This is a genomic window from Selenomonas oralis, from assembly GCF_051603425.1.
Lineage (GTDB): Bacteria > Bacillota > Negativicutes > Selenomonadales > Selenomonadaceae > Selenomonas > Selenomonas sputigena_A.
The window spans coordinates 514,710-533,982 of sequence record NZ_CP194411.1 but is presented as its reverse complement, the minus strand read 5'-3'; the positions used below and the strand labels follow the sequence as shown (position 1 = coordinate 533,982).

Genomic DNA, 19,273 nt, shown 5'->3' with positions numbered 1-19,273 from the left:
TATGAATTTTGCAGGAAAAAAGGCGCTCGTCATCGGGGCGGGCGTCAGCGGTTTTGCAGCGGCGAGGATTCTGAAAAGGCTCGGTGCTGTCGTCACCCTTTCGGATGCGAAGCCGGAGGAGGCTCTCAAGTACGATTTCGGGGGACTGCGCGAGGCGGGCATTGCACTGGCCTTCGGTCCGCAGGAAGCGGCGCTTCTCGACGGAACGGATCTCGTCGTGCTCTCGCCCGCCGTGCCCCTTCGCATACCGCTTGCCCAGGAGGCCGTGAAGCGGGGCATACGCGTGACGAGCGAAGTGGAGCTTGCGGCGAGCCTCGCAAAGTCGCCGATTTATGCGGTGACGGGAACGAACGGCAAGACGACGACCGTGACGCTCCTGGGACTGCTGCTCGCGGAAAAATTTGGCAAAGAAAAGACGCGCGTCGGCGGAAACATCGGCTACCCGCTTTCCGAGGCCGCCTGCGAGATCGGCACGGGCGGCGCGCTGGCCGCCGAGATCTCGAGTTATCAGATGGAAGCGACGGAGCATTTCCGCCCGAAGATTGCCGCCGTCCTCAATGTGACGCCCGATCATCTGGCGCGCCATGGCTCGATGGAGACTTATCAAGCGATGAAGGAGCGTCTTTTCCGAGAGATGGCGGAGGGAGACTGGCTCGTCCTGAACCATGACGACGAGAGGACGCGCTCGATGAAGGAACGCGCCGCCTGCCCCGTTTTTTTCTTCAGTCGGCAAGAAGCGCTGGAAGAGGGCGCGGTGCTCTTGGGCGATATGCTCACACTGCGTCATGGGGGCGCGGAGATCGCTCTCGTCACGACGGCGGAGCTCGGCATCAAGGGAGCGCACAATGTGGAAAACGCGCTTGCAGCGGCGGCGATGGCGTATCTCGCGGGCGTCGCTCCCGAGGCGATTCGCCGCGTGCTTCGCTCCTTCAAGGGAGTTGAGCATCGCATCGAGTATGTTGTGGACATCGCGGGCGTCCCTTGGTACAATGATTCCAAGGCTACGAACACGGACTCCGCGATCAAGGCTTTGGAGACTTTCCCGGCGCATATCATCCTCATCGCCGGCGGCGACGACAAGATGACGGATCTCGGGGCGTTCATGCACCTCGTGAAAGAGCGCTGCGACGAACTCATCCTCGTCGGCGATGCGGCGCTGCGCTTTCACAAGGAAGCATGCGCCGCAGGTTTCCCGACGGAACATATTCACGATGCGGCCTATTCGATGAAGACGGCGGTCGACATCGCCTATCGCCTGGCAAAGCCGCCGGCCGTCGTGCTGCTCTCGCCGGCTTGTGCGAGCTTCGACATGTTCGACAGCTACGAGGAGCGGGGAGAGGTGTTCAAAAAACTGGTGCATGGACTTGTATGAGCCGTCGGTTTTGTGCGACAGGAAAGAGGCGCACAAAAGCGGCAGAAAAAGGCATGGAGGGGACAGTCAGGCATGAAGATCATCGTATCGGGCGGCGGCACGGGCGGCCATATATATCCCGCGCTGACGCTGGTGCGCGCGATAGCGGAGAAGGAAAAGGGGGCGGAATTCCTCTACGTCGGCACGAAGAAGGGACTGGAGGCCGACATCATCCCGAAGGAGGGCATCCCTTTCGAAACGGTGGACATCGAGGGGCTCAAGCGCGGCTTTTCGCCGTCGAACATCGTGCGCCTCGGACGCGCTGTGCACGGCCTCGCGGAAGCGGCGGCAATCGTGCGCCGATTCCGTCCGGATGCGGTCATCGGCACGGGCGGATATGTCTGCGGGCCGATCCTCATGGCCGCGAGCTTCGCGCATGTGCCGACGCTGATCCAGGAGCAGAATGTCGTGCCCGGCGTCACGAACAAGATCCTTGCGAAGTTTGTGACGCGAATCGCGGTCGGCATGGAAGAAGCCTTGGCACATTTTCCGCGGGAAAAGACGGTGTTCACGGGCAACCCGATCCGCCGCGAGGTCATGACGGCGAACCGTGAGAAGGCGTTTGAAAAGTTCGGTTTCGATTCCGCGCGGCGCATGGTGCTCGTCTCAGGCGGCAGCCGCGGGGCGAGGAGCATCGATCGCGCCATGGTCGGCGTGCTGAAACAGGCGCAGGAATATCCGCAGGTGCAGTACCTGCTCGTCACGGGCAAGGGGGAGTACGAGGACGTCATGCGGCGGCTGCGGGAAGCGGGCGCCGATCTCGAGCGTTTTCCGCATCTGCGGGTGGAACCGTACCTCTACGATATGCCGGAAGCCTTGGCCATGGCGGATCTCGCCATTTTCCGTGCAGGCGCGACGGGGCTTGCCGAGCTGACGGCGCGCGGCGTGCCGGCGATTCTCGTGCCGTATCCGTTTGCAGCGGAAAACCACCAGGAGCATAATGCGCGCGCCCTCGAAAAAGCGGGCGCGGCACGCGTCATATTGAACCGCGATCTCACAGCGGAAACGCTTGCGGCGCTGCTCGGAGAACTTCTGAAGGAAGAGGATGTACTCCGCCGCATGGCGCAAAGCAGCCGTTCCCTCGGACGTCCTCAGGCGGCCGACGATATTGCGGACATGGTGCTGGGGCTCGCGAAGCGATAGAAGGACACGGGACGCAGGAAGCGGACCGGAAAGTAGCAGGAGGGGAATTTGTTGCTGAAAGACATCCATAAGATACATTTTGTCGGCATCGGCGGGGCGGGCATGAGCGCATTGGCGCATATCCTGCTCGCAAAGGGCTGCAGGGTGACCGGCTCGGATCTCGGCTCGTCGCCTTTGACCGAGCAGCTTCGGGAACTTGGCGCGACCATATACAAGGGGCACCGCGCGGAGAACATCCGGGGCGCCGAGGCTATCGTTGTCTCCAGCGCCATTCCCGAAGACAACCCCGAAATTGTCGAGGCCGCGCGCCTTGGCATCCGCCGTTTTCATCGCTCCGACATCAATGCGGCGCTCCTCAATGCGGCGAAAGGCATTGCCGTCGCCGGGGCGCACGGCAAGACGACGACGACTTCCATGCTGGGGGTCGCGCTCGATCATGCGGGCATATCGCCGACGATCATCATCGGCGGCGAGGTCGATGTCCTCGGCGGCAATGCGAAGCTTGGCAAGGGCGATTACCTCGTTTCCGAGGCGGACGAGAGCGACGGCTCCTTCCTGAAGCTTCGCCCGCATATCGCCGTCGTCACGAACATCGAGGACGATCATCTCGATCACTACGGCACGCTCGACAACATCTGCAAGGCGTTCCGCGAGTTCGTCGGCAGCATCAAGCCGGGCGGCCATGCCATCCTTTGTTTCGACAACGAAAATGTGCGTGAAATGGCTGAGAAACTCGATGTGAAATATATTTCCTACGCCATCGATCATCCGGCTGACTACCGTGCGGGCAAGCTCGAGATGCACGGCGCGGGTGTGGATTTTTCCGTGCTGCATGGAGCGGATGACCTCGGCCGCGTGCGGCTCAATCTTCCCGGCCGCCACAACGTGCTCGACGCGCTGGCCACCATCGTCACGGGACTTTCCATCGGCCTTACGGTGCCGCAAATGGCGCAGGGACTGGCTCTCTTCCATGGGGCTAAACGCCGCTTCCAGACGAAAGGGCGCATCCGGGATATCTGGGTCGTAGACGATTACGCGCATCATCCGACGGAAATCGAGACGACGCTCGTTGCGGCGCGCCAGACAAAACCGCGCCGCATCATCTGTGCTTTCCAGCCGCACCGTTATTCGCGGACGAAGCTGCTCGCCAATGAATTCGGCGGCGCTTTCCGTGAGGCGGACATCCTCGTCTTGACGGATGTTTATGCGGCGGGAGAGACGCCGCTGCCCGGCATTTCGGGGCGTACGATACTCGATGCGGTTCGCGCCGCGACAGGGCAGGACGTCACCTATATCCCTGCGCGGGAAGCGGTCGCAGCTCATCTCGCCGCATTGGCGCAGCCGGGCGACATCATCCTCACGATGGGGGCGGGCGATATCTGGAAGACGGGCGAGGAGCTCGTGGCGCTTTTGGAAGAGAGGGAAACGAAGCAATGAGGCAGGAAAAGATCGTCGTCGTCATGGGCGGCCCCTCGACGGAGGCGGAAGTCTCGCGCCGCACGGGCAGGGCCATTGTCGATGCGCTGCAGGAAAAGGGATATGCGGCTGAGCCCATGGAGCTTGATCCGCCGCATTTTCCCGAGGCCATTCAAAAGAGCGGCTGCAGCATTGTGTTCAACGCTCTGCATGGCAAGTATGGGGAGGATGGGGTCTTACAGGGAACGCTCGATATGCTCGGCATACCCTATACGGGATCGGGCGTTCTCGCGGCTGCCGTCACGATGGACAAGGTGCTGTCCAAGCGTGTCTTTTTAGGCGCAGGAATTTCGACGCCGCGTTCGGCGACGTTTCATCGCTTCGAGCGCGAGGCAGGACTGGAAGCGCGGATCCTCGCCGACTTCTCCCTGCCCGTCGTCGTCAAGGCTTCGTCGCAGGGATCGAGCATCGGCGTCGTCATCGTGGAGAAAGAGGCGGAGCTGGCTGCGGCTCTTTCCGATGCGTTTCGCTACGATGACACGATTCTTGTAGAGGAATTTATCCGGGGACGGGAGCTGACCGTCGCCGTTTGGGGCAATGAGGAAAAGGCGGAGGCGTTCCCCGTCATCGAGATCACGACGGTTTCGGGACGCTACGACTATGCGAGTAAGTACACGAAAGGCGCCTCGACACATATCGTTCCCGCTGAAATTCCGCCGGAAGTGACAAAGCGCGTGCAGGAACTCGCCGTCGCAGCCTTCCGCGCCTGCGGCTGCCGCGGCGTCGCCCGTGCCGATATGATGCTGGCGGAGGATATGACGCCGTATGTCATCGAAATCAATTCCATGCCGGGCATGACGGAGACTTCGCTCGTGCCGGACGCCGGCCGTGCCATGGGAGTTGCCTTTCCCGAGCTCTGTGAGCGTCTGCTGGAAATGGCGGGATATAGGAATCACTGATAAATTCAGGCACCCATCTTCACACATCTGCGCTGTCCTCTCGTCGTCGACAAATCCTCGACGTAGCATTGCTGCGCCCCCGGTTTGTCTCCTTGATAGGTACAGCGCATCTGTGCAAATCTGGGCGGCTTCATTTTATCAGCGCTTCCTATAAAAAAGACGGAAAAGCGCGCGGCGGGGAAAAAACGTGGTATAATAAGGCACAGGGCGAAAGGAGGCGACAGCGATGGGAGCAGACAGGCCGACAGAGCCGGAGACGTATGAATCGCAGGTCGTCGTGCGCCGCAGAAGTCCGCGCCGTGTTCTAAAGGGCTTCCTTTTCCTGGTGTGCTCCGGCATCGTCCTCGGCGTCGTTGTCTACTCGCCGCTTTTTTCTGTGCGTGAGGTTCGCGTCCTGGGCAACCACTATATGCCGAAGGAAGATATTTGCCGCGTTGCCGGCGTCTATCCCGGCGTGCCGCTCTTTCAGGTGCGTACGGCGGAGATGGCACAGCTTTTGATGAAAGATCTGCGCGTGGAGCAGGCCGTCGTGCGTCGTTCCCTGCCCTCGACGCTGGAAATCCAGGTGACGGAGCGCCGTCCTGTGGCGACAGTCGACTGCGATTTCGGCTACGTAGACCTCGACCGTGAGGGCACGGTCATCGACGCCTATAAGACGCTGAAGAAAATGTCCATCCCTATGATTACAGGCATCAAGCTCACGGATATCTACATCGGGGATACGACCACCGACGAAAATCTCAAGGCAGCGCTCGTCTATCTCTACGCCATGAAGCCCGAAACGAACGGGCAGATTTCGGAAGTGTCGCTGAAGAACCCGAACGACGTCATGGCCTATACGACAGGCGGCGTGCAGATCCGTCTCGGCCGCCTCGAGAGACTTGAGGAAAAAGCGCATCTGACCGACAGCTTCATCGTCGACCTCGAAGTGACGAAACGCCCCGTCGAGTATGTCGATTTCAAGTTCACCGCACCCTTTATCAAAATCAAGCAATAATTTATCGCAAGAGGTGTTCATCTTTATGATCAATTTCAAGCAGGGACGCTGGTCGATCGCTTGTGTCTGCATGGTGCTCGGCTTCATGCTGGCCGTGCAGTTCCGCGCGACGGAGGACATGCGCCAGTCCGTCTCGCAGCAGCGCGTCGAGGAGCTTGCCGCCCGTCTCATCGAGACGGAGAAGGAGCGCGACCGACTGCAGGAAGAGCTCAAGGGCGCGAAAGAACAGCCGGATGGTCCGAGCAACGATTATCTGCGCATGAAGGGCGGCTTCACGCCGCTGGCCGGTCCGGGGGTCACGGTGACGCTCGACGACAGCAAGGCGACATCGAAGGCCGGTGAGAATCCGAACCTCTACCTCATCCATGACGACGATTTGCTGCGCGTCATCAACGAACTGCGCGCCGCAGGCGCGGAAGCCATCTCCATCAACGGGCAGCGCCTTACGGGCACCTCTGAGATCCGCTGTGCGGGTCCGACGCTTTCCGTCAATAATGTGCGCTCGGCGCCGCCGTATAAGATTCGGGCGATCGGCGATCCCGAGAGCCTCGAAAAATCGATCAAGATGCGCGGCGGCGTCGAGGATACACTGAAGGTCTGGGGCATACAGATCGATGTGAAGAAAGAGGAGCGCGTCGAGGTTCCCAGTTACAAGGGGGCGGCCTCGTTCAAGTACGCGCAGGCAATCGAATCTCTTTCGGAAGAAAAGGGGGATGCATCATGATCCTGCCGGTTCTCGGTCTCGTTCTCGGCATTGCCGTCGGTATGCTCTCGCCGCTGACAGTGCCGTTTGCCTATGCAAAGCTCTCCTCTGTTGCATTGCTGGCCTCGCTCGACTCCGTGTTCGGCGGCCTTCGGGCAGCTTCGGAAAATCATTTTGACAACGCCGTATTCATCTCGGGCTTTTTCATGAACGCGCTCATGGCCGCTTTCCTCGTCTACATCGGCGATCGCCTCGGCATCGACCTCTACTATGTGGCGCTCCTGGCCTTCGGCCTGCGCATTTTCCAGAACCTGGCGATTCTGCGCCGCCATTTTTTTGCAAAGAAGGGCTGAATGGCTCCTGGGAAAGAAAAAAGATAGGAAAAGCGACTATTTTCATAATTTTTTTATGGCGCAACAATTAAAATAATGATAAAATATCTGAGAACCTTGGTTTATGCGCCGCTTGGGCGGTCATGAATCGCGGTTTTGGCGATATGGCTTTTGCGAATACCAGTCTCTCTGCCGCAAAGGGTGGTCGGGATGACGGACCATACTGTAATATGGGGGTTGCTATAGTGATAGAATTGGATGATATGGGTTACGACCAATTTGCCAAGATCAAGGTCATTGGCGTGGGCGGCGGCGGCAGCAATGCCGTGAACCGCATGATTTCAGCGGGGCTCCAGGGGGTGGAGTTCATCGCTGTCAATACGGATGCACAGGCGCTTTTGCACGCGATGGCGCCGAAGCGCATACAGATCGGCGAGAAGCTTACGCGCGGCCTAGGCGCGGGCGCACGCCCCGAGATTGGCGAGCAGGCGGCTGAGGAGAGCCGCGACGACATTATCCAGTCCCTCCAGGGCGCGGATATGGTCTTTGTCACCGCCGGCATGGGCGGCGGCACAGGCACGGGCGCTGCCCCCGTCGTTGCCGAGTGCGCGAGGGAAATCGGCGCCTTGACCGTTGGCGTTGTGACGCGTCCCTTCGGCTTTGAGGGGCGTCTGCGCCAAAAGAAAGCCGAGGCGGGCATTTCGAAGCTCCAGCAGCATGTCGATACGATCATCACGATTCCGAACGACCGGCTTCTGCAGGTCGTCGACAAGAAGACTTCCATCATGGACGCCTTCAGCTTTGCCGACGATATCCTGCGCCAAGGCGTCAAGGGCATCTCTGATCTCATCGCCGTGCCGGGACTCATCAACCTCGATTTTGCTGATGTGAAGTCCATCATGAGCAACGCCGGTTCGGCTCTCATGGGCATCGGCGAGGCTACAGGAGAGAATGCCGCTGTGGCTGCGGCCAAGTTTGCCATCGAGTCGCCGCTCCTTGAGACGAGCATCGAGGGGGCACACGGCGTGCTCCTCAACATCTCGAGTTCGGCGGAAAACCTCAGCATGTACGAGGTTAACGAAGCCTCCTCCACGATCCAGGAGGCTGTCAACGTCGACGCGAACATCATCTTCGGCGCCTCGCTGGACGATACCCTCGGGGAAACGGTGCGCGTCACCGTCATAGCGACAGGCTTCGATACCGATGCCATTGGTATCCAACGCCCCGCCGCTGCGGCTCCAGCCAAGCCCGGTCAGCCCGGCGCAGGCCCCGTCGCCCCCCAGCCCGACACCCCGATGCCGAAAGCCCCGAGCTTCAGCAACTTCGACATCCCCGTCTGGATGAACAAGAAGCGCGACTGAGGGAAATAACGAATATTGCAAACAGGCGTCCTCCCCTTTTCGGTGAAGGCGCCTGTTTTTTTGTTTGACTGCATGATCATGCTGTGTACGCCGCACAGCTTTTGCCAAGCGTTCCGGGCTTGCTTGTAAAGAGGAAGGGCTTCATAGTATAATGGAGGAAATAAGACGGGGGAAAGCTTATGGATTGGGATGAGAAAGAAGAGTGGCGGCAAAAGTTTCTGACGGTGCTGGCAGGATTTCGATTGCTGGATGATGATTTCATGACGGTGGTTTTTCAAGACAGCTTGGAATGTGTGGATTTGGTTCTGCAAATTATTCTGAACAAGCCGAATATTAAGGCGACAAAGGCGATTACGCAGGATACGCTGAAAAATCTTCAGGGACGCAGTGTGCGCTTGGATATTCATGCGTTTGCTGATGGAAAGGAATTCAATATCGAGATCCAGCGTGCAGAAAAGGGTGCGGCAGAGCGTAGAGCGAGGTATCATAGCAGCATTATGGATGCCAATGTACTTTTGGCGGGTGAAGACTATGAAAATCTGCCGGAGTCTTATGTAATCTTTATCACAGAGACGGATGTGCTTGGTGATGGGCAGCCGATGTATATGGTTCGGCGCATGATTGAAGGCAGCAATAAAACTTTTTGCGATGGATCGCATATCATTTATATCAATAGTTCGATGGCAGGACAAGATACGCCGTTGGGAAAACTGATGCACGATTTTCGCTGTACGCAAGCAGCGGATATGTATTATGCTGTATTGGCAGAACGTGTGCGCTACTTTAAGGAAAATGAGAAAGGGGTGGCGGTGATGTGCAGGGCGATGGAAATGCTTACAAATGAGGCTGAGAGGCGTGGTATGGAGCGCGGCATGGAGCGTGGCATGGAGCGTGGCAAGGAAACGGAGCGTATTTTTTCTATTCGCAGCCTTATGGCTAACTTGCAGTTGACGGCGGAAAAAGCGATGGATGCACTGGCGATTCCGAAAGCGGAGCAGGAACGGTATAAGGCGATGCTTTGAAGGTGTAAAGCGGGGAAGCTGCAAGGAGACGGTGTGTGACCGGAAAGCGGTGTCGAGGTGGCCGTCCCGATGATGGAAATGAAACGGTTGGACGAGGCGAAGAGCCACTGTACGGCAGTTGCTGTGCAGTGGCTCTTCGCTCTATATGCAGCCGTCTGGTCTGTAGGTAAAATGGTGGGGGTGAAGCGTCCGGGAGCGACGAGGGCGAGGCGGGTCTTGGGTGCGCGACTTCGGAGCGCTCTTCTGGCGGCGTGCTGAAGCTTTCAAGGCCGGTTCGATGTTTCTTCCGGGTAATATAACATAGCGGCGTATGCGTCAAAGGCGTGGGAAAACTCTTTTCGATAGATAGTAAGCGAAAGTTCTTTCTAATCTATTGACAATAATTCTTGTACGGGGTAAGATAAGAATGGAGTTATGAGACCGATTTCACAGGAAACACTGATAAAATGAAGCTCTCCGGCTTGGCAGCAGGCGTTTCATGCTTTTTGTGTCGAGACGGCGGGGCTGAAATTATCAATGCTTCGCAGAGAAAGGGGAATGGGAATGGCGGAATTATTGTTGGAAAGCCCCTTGGAGGGCGAGCTCATCGCTCTCAAGGAGGTCAACGATCCTGCGTTCGCCAGCGAGGCCATGGGACGCGGCGCAGCGGTGAAAAATCCGCAGGGCAAGGTTCGCGCTCCGTTCGACGGCGAGGTCACGGTGCTCTTTCCGACGAAGCACGCAATCGGGCTTCACTCGTCGGACGGCGTCGATCTGCTCGTTCATGTCGGTCTTGACACGGTGAATCTTGAAGGAAAGCACTTCACGGCGCATGTGGAACAGGGGGCGCAGATCAAGAAGGGCGATCTCCTCATCGAGTTTGACGAGGCGGCAATCCGCGCGGCCGGTTACGATACGACGACGCCCGTCGTCGTGACGAATGCGGCGGACTACGGCACGATTACGCTCTCGCTCGGTGAGCAGAAAGTCGCCTCGCCGGGCGAAGGCGCGGAAGAGGCAAGTGAGGCGGCAGCGCCTGCGCCGGCTGCGGCAGGACCGAATCCTGCTTACGCCTCGATGAGCGCTGAGGAGCGTGTGGCGCGAGAGATTCTCGACCACATCGGCGGCATGGCGAACATCCGCTCCGCCGAGCACTGTGCGACGCGTCTGCGGCTGATCTTGAACGACAAGGATAAGATCGAGGACAAGGCGGTCGAGAACATCGACGGCGTCAAGGGGCAGTTCTTCGCGGCTGCACAGTACCAGATCATTCTCGGCACGGGCTTCGTCAACAAGGTCTACGATGTGCTCGTCGGCATGAATCCCGCGCTCGCGGGCGGCTCCAACAAGGAAGCTGCATACGAGCAGATGACGACGGCGCAGAAAATCTCGCGCACGTTCGGCGACGTCTTCGTGCCGATCATTCCTGTGCTCGTTGCTACCGGTCTTTTCATGGGGCTGCGCGGCATGCTCCAGAACCTCGGCGTCGAGATGAGTGACAACCTCGTGCTCATGAGCCAGATCCTGACGGATACGGCGTTTGCTTTCCTGCCGGCGCTCGTCTGCTGGTCGACGATGAAGAAATTCGGCGGCACGCCTGTCATCGGTATTGTCCTGGGGCTCATGCTCGTTGCGCCGCAGCTGCCGAATGCCTATGCGATTGCGGGCGGTACGGCGGAACCGATTCGGCTCGAACTCCTCGGGCTTGCGATTCCCGTCGTCGGCTACCAAGGCTCGGTTCTGCCGGCGCTCGTTCTCGGCATTCTTGCCGCGAAGGTTGAGGCATGGCTCAAGAGGTTCATTCCCGATGTCGTTGACCTCATCTTCACGCCGTTCCTCACGCTCTTTTCCTGCATGCTCGTGGGCCTTCTCGTCGTCGGTCCCATCATGCACACGCTGGAACTTGCTGTGTTCGGCGCTGTGCGCGCGTTCCTTGAACTGCCGTTCGGTACCGGCGGCTTCATCGTCGGCGGACTGCATCAGGTCATCGTCGTCAGCGGCATACACCATGTGTTCAATGCGCTCGAGATCCAACTGCTGGCTTCAACGGGGCGCGACGCCTTCAATGCGATCATCACGGGCGCGATCATCGCGCAGGGCGGCGCTGCCGTTGCCGTGGCGGCACGCACGAAGAACAAGAAGAAGCGCGCTCTCTACATCTCTTCGGCAATTCCGGCATTTTTGGGCATTACGGAGCCGGCCATCTTTGGTATCAACCTGCGCTTTATGAAACCGTTCCTCTATGCTCTTGTGGGCGGTGCCTGCGCTGGCGCGGCATCGGGCATCATGCACCTCGCGGGCACGGGCATGGGCGTGACGGTCTTGCCGGGCACGCTGCTCTACATGGATCGCCTCGTCGAATACCTGATTGTCAATGCCATTGGTTTCGGCATCGCTTTCGGTCTGACCTACACGCTCTTTGACCCGAAGGAGTGAAGCGCATGTCGGAGGAAAGGTTCGCGGGGAAATTCGATAAAAGGGAAATTGATACCAAAGTGCGTGAAGGCATTCCCTTTCGCCATCGCTGGCACAATGCGTTTCATTTTGAGATGCCGTTTGGGCTCGTCAACGATCCCAATGGGCTTTCTTGGTACGCGGGCAAGTATCAAATCTTCTTTCAGTGGAATCCCTTGGGCGTTGAGCACAAGCATAAATGCTGGGGTCATGTGGAAACCGAGGATTTCGTGCATTACAGCCTGCCTGAATTGGCGCTTTGGCCGAGCGATGTGCACGATAAGGATGGCTGCTACTCGGGCGCGGGTTTCGTCGAAGGAGATGTGCTGCGTCTCGTATATACCTGCAACCGCAAGGAGGACGGACGGCGCATCCCGGCACAAAGGCTGGCCTCGTGGCAGCCGGAAAAAGGAATCGCCGCAAAGGATGAAATCATCATCGAGCACGAGCCGCGCGGGGTTACGGCGCATTTTCGCGACCCGAGCCGCTTCGTAAAGGATGGGCGCGAATTCCTCGTGCTTGGCGCACAGACAGAGGCGAAGAAGGGGTGCGCCGTGCTCTATGAAAAAAAGGAAGGCGCGTGGCAGTTCACAGGCGAGCTCAAGACGGAGCTTTCCGACTTTGGCTACATGTGGGAATGCCCGACGCTTTTGCCGCTTGCGGAAGGTGATGTGCTGCTCTTCTCGCCGCAGGGGCTTCCTGCGGGGGACTATCGCTGGCAGAATCTCTACCAGTCGGGGTATGTCGTCGGACGGCTTGACGTCGATGCGCTGGAGTTTCAGCATGGCGCATTCCATGAGCTTGACCGGGGTTTTGACTTCTATGCGCCGCAGGCGTTTTTGCACGAGGGGCGTGCGATCCTCTTCGGCTGGATGGGCATGCCTGAGCGCGAGAAAGAGTATCCGACGGCGGAAGAAGGCTGGCTCTTCTCGCTGACGATGCCGCGTGAGCTGCGTCTTCAGGACGGTAGGCTCCTTTCTGCGCCGCTCGAGGAAATGAAGGCGCTTCGAAAAGGTGCGCCACAGAAGTTCGGCGCCGTCCATGCGGAGGAAATCGGGCAGCTGCTTGCGGAAAAAGCGGAGATTGAGCTTTCGCTCGTGCTCGGAGATGCGCAGGAAGCGCACATCGACATTGTTTATGCGGAGGCGGGTGAATACCTGCGTTTTTCCTATGATCGACGCTGTGCGGTCATGACGCTCGACCGCACGGCGATGAAACTCGGCGGGCGCGGTATGCGCCGCTTCCGTCTCGCTGTGCGTGATACGCTCAAACTGCATATCTACCGGGATAAGACAGCGATTGAAGTGTTTTTCCAGGACGGGGAAGAGGCGGCGTCGTTCTTCGTCTTTCCGACAAAGGAGACGGCGTCGCAGCTCGTGGTTTCAGCGGACAGGAAGCTTGAAAAAATCGAAGGCAAGGCATGGGAATTGGGGGGATTTGAATGGAAAGAAAGGTAACGATACAAGATATCGCGGCATTGGCTGAGGTTTCCAAGAGTACGGTCTCGCGCTATTTGAACAAGGGCTATGTAAGCGTTGAGAAAGCCGACCGCATACAGAAGGCCATTGATGCGACCGGTTTTAGCTCCAATGCTTTTGCGCGCCGCCTCAAGGCAAAGAAGAGCGGCATGATCGGCATCGTCATGCCGCGCGTCGACTCGCCGACAGGCGGCAAGCTGCTGCGGGGCATGTCGTTTGCTCTTGAGGAAGTCGGCTGCCGCGCTCTCTTTGAATCGTCGTGCCTCGATGGAAATCGCGAGCTGCAGAATATGGAGAATCTGGCTCAGTGCGGCGCCGATGGAATCATCATCGTTTCCGTCGGGATTACCGAGGCGCATATTGCTCTTGCCGAGGATTTGAGGAAACGCGAGATTCCCGTAGTTTTTGTCGGCCAGAAGCATCCGAAGGTGACGTACATCAAGGTGGATGACTTCGGCGCAGGCCGTATGCTCGGCGACTATATGCGGCGCATGGGGCATGAGCGTGTTGCCTTCGTCGGCGTGACGGAAAAGGATCAGGCGGTCGGCGTCGACCGCAAGGATGGTTTTATCGAGCTCTTCACGCGCGGCAGCCGCGGTGCAGTCGTTGATTTTATCGAGACGGGGTTTGGCTTGGAAGCTTCTTACGAAAAGGGCAGCGAAATTCTGGCGCATCGTCCTACGGCTGTCGTCTGCGCAACGGATGGGCTTGCCTTCGGCATCCTGCGGGCTCTGCACGAGCGCGGGATTGATGTGCCGGAGGAAGTTTCTGTGGCTGGTTTCGGCGGCTATGAAATGGGCGCGGTCACCTATCCGCCGTTGACAACGGTTGCCTTTGATTATGAGAAAGTCGGCGCCCAGGCGGCTAAAATGCTGCTGAAGCTTCTTTCTGAGGAACCGGTGGCTTCCGTCGCTGATTTTCCGCCGCATCTTATCGAACGGTCCAGCGTGATCAAGATCGAGAAAGAATGAATTCAGCAGCGTATGACGGGCGACCTGCAGGAAGATGCCCGGGGGTTCCGTCTATAGGTGCAGCTCCTTGAATTTTTGGGGCGTGGAAGAATAAAGCGAAAAATAATCCGAGTCTTTGGCTGTGCCAGGATTCGGATTATTTGTGTTTAAGGGGAAAATATCTTTGCGTGCGAGAAATAGGAGAAGAAGCGAAGAAATAAAATGTAATACTTGATATTACAATAAAGATATGCTAAGATGAAGCTGTATGAAAAATTTTGTCAAAGGAAGCGGATGCAGATGGAAACGCAGGAATACCTGGAAATCCTGCGCAGTATAAGGGACTGCGCTTTTGCTACGATGGATCGGAACGGTTTGCCCGCCGTGCGCATCATCGATGTGATGCTTTCTGTCCGCAGCAGTGCATCGCGGAAGGTGAGCCGTACAAGATCGGCGCTGCGCACTGCCTGCACTGCGGACTTTGTTTTGAAAGCTGCCCCGCAGAACCGATTGAAAGGCTGAGCGGCGAGGCGCAGTGACGGAAGCGGCACTATTTTTGCAGAAGAGTCACTTGTAGGTTGATAACAACTATGTTATAGTTTAAATGGGATGTATCTATGTTTAATGTGGAATTTTACCGAGATAAAAAAGGCGAGGAGCCTGTAAAAGACTTCCTGATGGAGTTGCAGCGACGGCGGGATTCCGATAAACGTATGCGTGTTTTGTCGGATAAGATTCTCGTATATTTGCGTGTTTTACAGGAATATGGCACAAGGGCAGGTATGCCGTATATGAAACACTTGGAGGGTGATTTGTGGGAAATGCGTCCTTTGCATGAACGCATTTTATTTTTTGCTTATATCGATGGTCGTTTTGTTTTGCTGCACCATTTTCGCAAGAAAACACAGAAGACCCCTAAGAAAGAGATTGAATGTGCGAAACGTAGGATGGAGGACTATTTGGAAAGGCAGGGAAAGTAATGGGGACGAATTTCAATGAACTTTGGAATGATGAGGCCTTTATTGGCGAAGAGCAAAAAGCTCGTATTGATTTTGAAGTGGCTTTGATTGGTAAGCTCATTGAAGCCAGGGAAACAAGAGGGCTGTCCCAAAAACAATTAGCAGATATGTGCGGATTGAAACAATCTGCTATTGCGCGGTTGGAAAAGATGGGGGCCACACCTAAGATCAATACATTGATTCGCGTATTGCAGCCCTTGGGCTATAAATTGGATATTGTTCCGAGCGACTGAGGAGATGCCTTATGCTTGCAGAAATGATACGGATTTTTCAGGAGCGCAGTGATTTTTTTCTGCAGCTCACGTTGGAACATATCGCTATATCGTTAGTGGCGATCGTCCTTGCCATCGTGATCGGCGGCGCGATGGGGATTTTGATTGCCGAAATCGATCGCGCGGCACAGCCGACGCTGCTTGTCGTCAATTTTCTTTACACGATACCGTCGATTGCGATGTTCGGCTTTCTTCTGCCTTTTTCGGGCATCGGCAATACGACGGCGATCATCGCATTGACGCTCTACGCGCTGCTGCCCATGGTGAAAAACACGCATACGGGCTTGAAAAACGTCGATCCGCTCCTGATCGAGGCGGCAGTCGGCATGGGGTCGACGCGTTTCCAAGTCCTGCGCTGTATTTCCCTGCCGCTGGCCATACCGGTGATTCTTGCGGGCATACGCAATATGACGACGATGACAATCGCGCTTGCCGGCATCGCCTCCTTCATCGGTGCGGGCGGGCTCGGCATCGCGATTTACCGCGGCATCACGACGAACAATGCAGCGCTCGCCTTCGACGGATCACTCCTCATCGCTTTTTTGGCGCTCCTTGCTGATACCGTTCTCTCGCGCGTGGAGAAGCGCGCCTTTCGTCGTCGTAGCAGCGCGAAGAGCCGCTCGTGGCGCAAACTGGCAGCGGTTTCTCTCGTACTCGTCATGGCGGGCGGCGCCTATGCGTTCTTCCAGAGCACGAAATCCTCGGTGATCCGCATTGCGACGAAGCCGATGACGGAGCAGCTGATTCTCGGCGAAATGCTCAAGCTCATCATCGAACAGGGCAGTCGCCTGCAGGTCTCCTTGACACCGGGCGTGGGCGGCGGCACATCAAACATTATGCCCGCCATGGAGAACGGCGATTTCGACATCTATCCCGAGTATACGGGTACAGGCTGGCTGCAGGTTTTGAAGCGTACGGATGCTTATGATGAATCGCGCTTCGGGGAACTGCAGGAAGAGTACCGCAATCGGTATCATATGGAATGGCTCGGCATGACGGGTTTCAACGATACGTTTGGTATCGCTGTGCGGCGAGAGATTGCTGAACGGTATCAGCTCAAGACGTATTCCGATCTTGCGCGCTGCGCCTCGCAGATGAACTTTGGCGCTGAGTACGACTTCTTCGAGCGTGAGGACGGTTTCCCCGCCCTGTGCCGCGCCTATGGCATGAACTTTGGTTCGACTGTTGACATGGATATCGGGCTCAAGTATCAGGCTCTCGACGAAGGAAAGCTCGATTCGATGATTGTTTTTACGACGGACGGGAGGCTTTCCAAGGTTAATGGTATCGTGTTGGAGGATGACAAAAAGTTTTTTACATCCTACGAGTGCGGCATGGTCGTGCGCGAGGCGGTGCTCTCCGAGCATCCTGAACTTCGCAGCCTTCTCGCACACTTCGACGGATTGATTTCGGAGGCGGAGATGGCGCGCATGAACGACGAGGTCGAGTCGGGCGGGGAGGAGCCGCGCACGGTTGCACGTCGTTTCCTGCAGGAGAAGGGGGTGCTCGAATGAGTGAGGTCATCACGTTCTGCAATGTATGCAAATCTTATGCGGACGCGGAAGCTATCCGCGACTTAAACCTTTCGATCGAAGCGGGGGAGTTCATCACAGTGCTCGGTGCGTCGGGCGGCGGTAAGACGACGTTCCTCAAGATGATCAACGGTCTTGTCGAGCCGACTTCAGGCGAGATCACAGTGCTCGGCGAAAGTCTCAAAACGGCGGATCTCGTGCAGCTGCGCCGCAAGATCGGTTATGCCATTCAAGGCAGCGTGCTCTTCCCGCATCTGACGGTCGAGGAAAACATCGCCTATGTGCCGAACCTTTGGAACAAGAGCGACAAGGAGCGCACGAAGAAGGCCGTGGTGAAGTGGATGGAGATCGTCGGCCTCGACGCGAGTCTCGGCGGGCGCTATCCTGGCGAGCTTTCGGGCGGACAGCAGCAGCGCGTCGGCATCGCGCGCGCCTTGGCGGCATCACCCGAGCTTTTGCTGATGGACGAGCCGTTCGGCGCGGTCGACGCGCTGCTGCGCCGCCAGCTGCAGGACGAGATACGCGCCATCCACGCGCGCGGCGGCCTCACGATCGTCTTCGTCACGCACGATGTCGAAGAAGCCCTGCGCCTCGGCACGCGCGTCCTCATTCTGAAGGATGGACGCATCGAGCAGTTTGCCGCGCCCGAGGAGATCGAGGCGCATCCTGCGACGGACTTTGTGCGCCAGCTTGTGGAAAAGGTGTAGGAGAGAATCAACAGGGTGTATTTATGAGGGCGCTATGTACAGATTGAATGCAGAAGATTTCTCATTGGAATTGACGCCGCGAGTCTCACAGGGAAATTTTTCCTATCCTGAGGTAAACAGTCTGCGGGTGCAGGTATCGAGCCGAGGCTTCTCGGCAGACTCCTTCATGGATGTCGACGATCTTCAGTTTGCCGCGTTTGCCGTACAGCTGAATGAATTGTGCGAAACACTGAAAGGTTCGGTGCGATTGGAAGAGCCGTACAGCATGCATTGTTTCTTTGAATTCATAGCTGCGGCAGGCGGTCATATCCATGTGAAAGGCAACCTTCACAACAAGATGGGGACAGGTCATGCGCATGAGCTGACATTTGAAAACGAATTCGACCAGACATATTTGCAGACTTTTGCAAAGGCTCTGTTTGCTGACTATGGGAGATATGCGGAGGAAATCCCGGATTTGCTAAAGGGATGAAGCGAAATGGCCGTCGTTCGATTTTTTAACTATGGGGCGGTCAAATGGACATAGAAAAGGAAATGGGCATCGACGCAGAAATTGATGAGTTTCTAGATATTCTAGTAGAAAATGATAAAATCACGGGACAGGGAGAGGAGCGATTTGCATGTATGGAGCGATTTTAGGCGATATGATCGGTGCGCCGTATGAATTTGATCGCGGCGGCAAGACGAAGGATTTTCCTCTGTTCAGTCAAGGCTCGCGCTTTACGGATGATACGGTGATGACGATCGCCGTGGCGGACGCCTTGTTGGAAGTGGGAGAAGAGGCGGACGAAGCGGCGGTTTGTGCGGCGGTCGTTCACGCGATGCAGCGCTGGGGCAGGCGATATTCTCGTGCAGGCTACGGCGGACTTTTCCGTCACTGGCTGGCAAGCGATGAGCCGGAGCCTTACGGCAGCTTTGGCAACGGCTCGGCGATGCGCGTCGCCGCTGCGGGCTGGCTCTACGATACGCTCGAAAAGACGCGCGAGGCTGCACGCCGGACGGCCATTGTCACGCACAATCATCCGGAAGGCGTCAAGGGTGCAGAGGCGACGGCGAGTGCCATCTTCCTCGCACGCGAGGGCAGTTCGAAGGAGGAGATCAAGAGCTATATCGTGCAGGAGTTCGGCTACGATTTGTCGCGCACGCTCGATGAGATTCGCCCGGGGTATTCCATGGATGCGACATGCCAAGGCTCCGTGCCCGAGGCGATCCTTTCGTTTTTGGAAAGCACGGACTTCGAGGATGCCGTGAGAGGAGCCGTATCTCTCGGCGGCGACACGGACACAATCGCCTGCATTGCGGGCAGTATTGCCGAAGCCTTTTACGGTGTTCCTGAAACGCTGCAGGAAGAGTGCCGCAGCCGCTTGCCGCAGGATATGCTCACTGTACTCGGGGCATTTGATAAAACGCGCCGGGAGGCAAAGCGCTGGCTGGAACCGGAAAACGCCTGAGCCGGCAGCCCTGTTTCGTCGGAAAAAAACGGGCGTGCGGGGGATGTCGCAGGTTTTTTGACGCAGGGAAGGGAACCTTCTCCGTAT

The 19,273-nt window shown here is 57.3% G+C and carries 21 protein-coding genes; all 21 read left to right on the top strand.

Annotation, left to right across the window (positions count from 1 at the left end; all coding sequences use genetic code 11):
• The first annotated feature begins 1 nt into the window (after position 1).
• The 21 genes from murD (at position 2) to ACRTGH_RS02485 (ending at position 19,186) form a co-directional block, all read left to right on the top strand.
• Positions 2–1,372 carry a UDP-N-acetylmuramoyl-L-alanine--D-glutamate ligase gene (gene murD / locus ACRTGH_RS02585; RefSeq protein ID WP_368847140.1) on the top strand — a complete coding sequence of 457 codons (1,371 nt, stop codon included), beginning with the start codon at positions 2–4 and terminating at the stop codon, positions 1,370–1,372.
• 72 nt (positions 1,373–1,444) lie between these two features.
• A complete protein-coding gene (gene murG / locus ACRTGH_RS02580; RefSeq protein ID WP_368847027.1) occupies positions 1,445–2,554 on the top strand; it encodes an undecaprenyldiphospho-muramoylpentapeptide beta-N-acetylglucosaminyltransferase in 1,110 nt (369 codons plus the stop codon).
• 51 nt (positions 2,555–2,605) lie between these two features.
• A complete protein-coding gene (gene murC / locus ACRTGH_RS02575) occupies positions 2,606–3,991 on the top strand; it encodes a UDP-N-acetylmuramate--L-alanine ligase (protein WP_368847028.1) in 1,386 nt (461 codons plus the stop codon).
• Complete coding sequence (locus ACRTGH_RS02570) at positions 3,988–4,929, top strand: D-alanine--D-alanine ligase family protein (RefSeq protein ID WP_368847029.1); 942 nt, start codon at positions 3,988–3,990, stop codon at positions 4,927–4,929. Before murC ends, ACRTGH_RS02570 begins: the two co-directional genes overlap by 4 nt.
• Positions 4,930–5,155: 226 nt before the next feature.
• A complete protein-coding gene (locus ACRTGH_RS02565; protein WP_368847030.1) occupies positions 5,156–5,926 on the top strand; it encodes a cell division protein FtsQ/DivIB in 771 nt (256 codons plus the stop codon).
• A 25-nt stretch (positions 5,927–5,951) separates the two neighbouring features.
• A complete protein-coding gene (locus tag ACRTGH_RS02560; protein WP_368847031.1) occupies positions 5,952–6,650 on the top strand; it encodes a DUF881 domain-containing protein in 699 nt (232 codons plus the stop codon).
• The gene (locus tag ACRTGH_RS02555; protein WP_368847032.1) at positions 6,647–6,982 is read left to right on the top strand and encodes a small basic family protein; all 336 of its coding nucleotides are present in this window, start codon (positions 6,647–6,649) and stop codon (positions 6,980–6,982) included. The genes ACRTGH_RS02560 and ACRTGH_RS02555 overlap by 4 nt, the downstream gene beginning before the upstream one ends.
• Positions 6,983–7,206: 224 nt before the next feature.
• Positions 7,207–8,322: a cell division protein FtsZ gene (ftsZ, locus tag ACRTGH_RS02550; protein ID WP_368847033.1), complete on the top strand. Its 1,116-nt coding sequence runs from the start codon at positions 7,207–7,209 to the stop codon at positions 8,320–8,322.
• 179 nt (positions 8,323–8,501) lie between these two features.
• Complete coding sequence (locus ACRTGH_RS02545) at positions 8,502–9,344, top strand: PD-(D/E)XK nuclease family transposase (RefSeq protein WP_368847034.1); 843 nt, start codon at positions 8,502–8,504, stop codon at positions 9,342–9,344.
• Between the two features lie 69 nt (positions 9,345–9,413).
• Positions 9,414–9,602 carry a hypothetical protein gene (locus ACRTGH_RS02540; protein ID WP_368847035.1) on the top strand — a complete coding sequence of 63 codons (189 nt, stop codon included), beginning with the start codon at positions 9,414–9,416 and terminating at the stop codon, positions 9,600–9,602.
• Positions 9,603–9,887: 285 nt separating this feature from the next.
• Positions 9,888–11,759, top strand: a complete 1,872-nt coding sequence (locus tag ACRTGH_RS02535; RefSeq protein WP_368847036.1) for a glucose PTS transporter subunit IIA — start codon at positions 9,888–9,890, stop codon at positions 11,757–11,759.
• Positions 11,760–11,764: 5 nt separating this feature from the next.
• On the top strand, positions 11,765–13,234 hold the full coding sequence (locus ACRTGH_RS02530; protein WP_368847037.1) for a sucrose-6-phosphate hydrolase: 1,470 nt from the start codon (positions 11,765–11,767) through the stop codon (positions 13,232–13,234).
• Complete coding sequence (locus tag ACRTGH_RS02525) at positions 13,219–14,226, top strand: LacI family DNA-binding transcriptional regulator (RefSeq protein ID WP_368847038.1); 1,008 nt, start codon at positions 13,219–13,221, stop codon at positions 14,224–14,226. Before ACRTGH_RS02530 ends, ACRTGH_RS02525 begins: the two co-directional genes overlap by 16 nt.
• A 279-nt stretch (positions 14,227–14,505) precedes the next feature.
• On the top strand, positions 14,506–14,727 hold the full coding sequence (locus tag ACRTGH_RS02520; RefSeq protein WP_368847039.1) for a hypothetical protein: 222 nt from the start codon (positions 14,506–14,508) through the stop codon (positions 14,725–14,727).
• 95 nt (positions 14,728–14,822) lie between these two features.
• A complete protein-coding gene (locus tag ACRTGH_RS02515) occupies positions 14,823–15,185 on the top strand; it encodes a type II toxin-antitoxin system RelE/ParE family toxin (RefSeq protein WP_368847040.1) in 363 nt (120 codons plus the stop codon).
• Positions 15,185–15,457: a helix-turn-helix domain-containing protein gene (locus ACRTGH_RS02510; RefSeq protein ID WP_368847041.1), complete on the top strand. Its 273-nt coding sequence runs from the start codon at positions 15,185–15,187 to the stop codon at positions 15,455–15,457. Before ACRTGH_RS02515 ends, ACRTGH_RS02510 begins: the two co-directional genes overlap by 1 nt.
• A gap of 11 nt (positions 15,458–15,468) precedes the next feature.
• The gene (locus ACRTGH_RS02505) at positions 15,469–17,010 is read left to right on the top strand and encodes an ABC transporter permease/substrate-binding protein (RefSeq protein WP_368847042.1); all 1,542 of its coding nucleotides are present in this window, start codon (positions 15,469–15,471) and stop codon (positions 17,008–17,010) included.
• Complete coding sequence (locus ACRTGH_RS02500; protein ID WP_368847043.1) at positions 17,007–17,735, top strand: ATP-binding cassette domain-containing protein; 729 nt, start codon at positions 17,007–17,009, stop codon at positions 17,733–17,735. Before ACRTGH_RS02505 ends, ACRTGH_RS02500 begins: the two co-directional genes overlap by 4 nt.
• Before the next feature lie 34 nt (positions 17,736–17,769).
• The gene (locus ACRTGH_RS02495) at positions 17,770–18,207 is read left to right on the top strand and encodes a WapI family immunity protein (protein WP_368847044.1); all 438 of its coding nucleotides are present in this window, start codon (positions 17,770–17,772) and stop codon (positions 18,205–18,207) included.
• 44 nt (positions 18,208–18,251) lie between these two features.
• Positions 18,252–18,374, top strand: a complete 123-nt coding sequence (locus ACRTGH_RS02490) for a hypothetical protein (protein ID WP_368847045.1) — start codon at positions 18,252–18,254, stop codon at positions 18,372–18,374.
• A complete protein-coding gene (locus tag ACRTGH_RS02485; protein WP_368847046.1) occupies positions 18,356–19,186 on the top strand; it encodes an ADP-ribosylglycohydrolase family protein in 831 nt (276 codons plus the stop codon). The genes ACRTGH_RS02490 and ACRTGH_RS02485 overlap by 19 nt, the downstream gene beginning before the upstream one ends.
• The last annotated feature ends 87 nt before the right edge of the window (positions 19,187–19,273 follow it).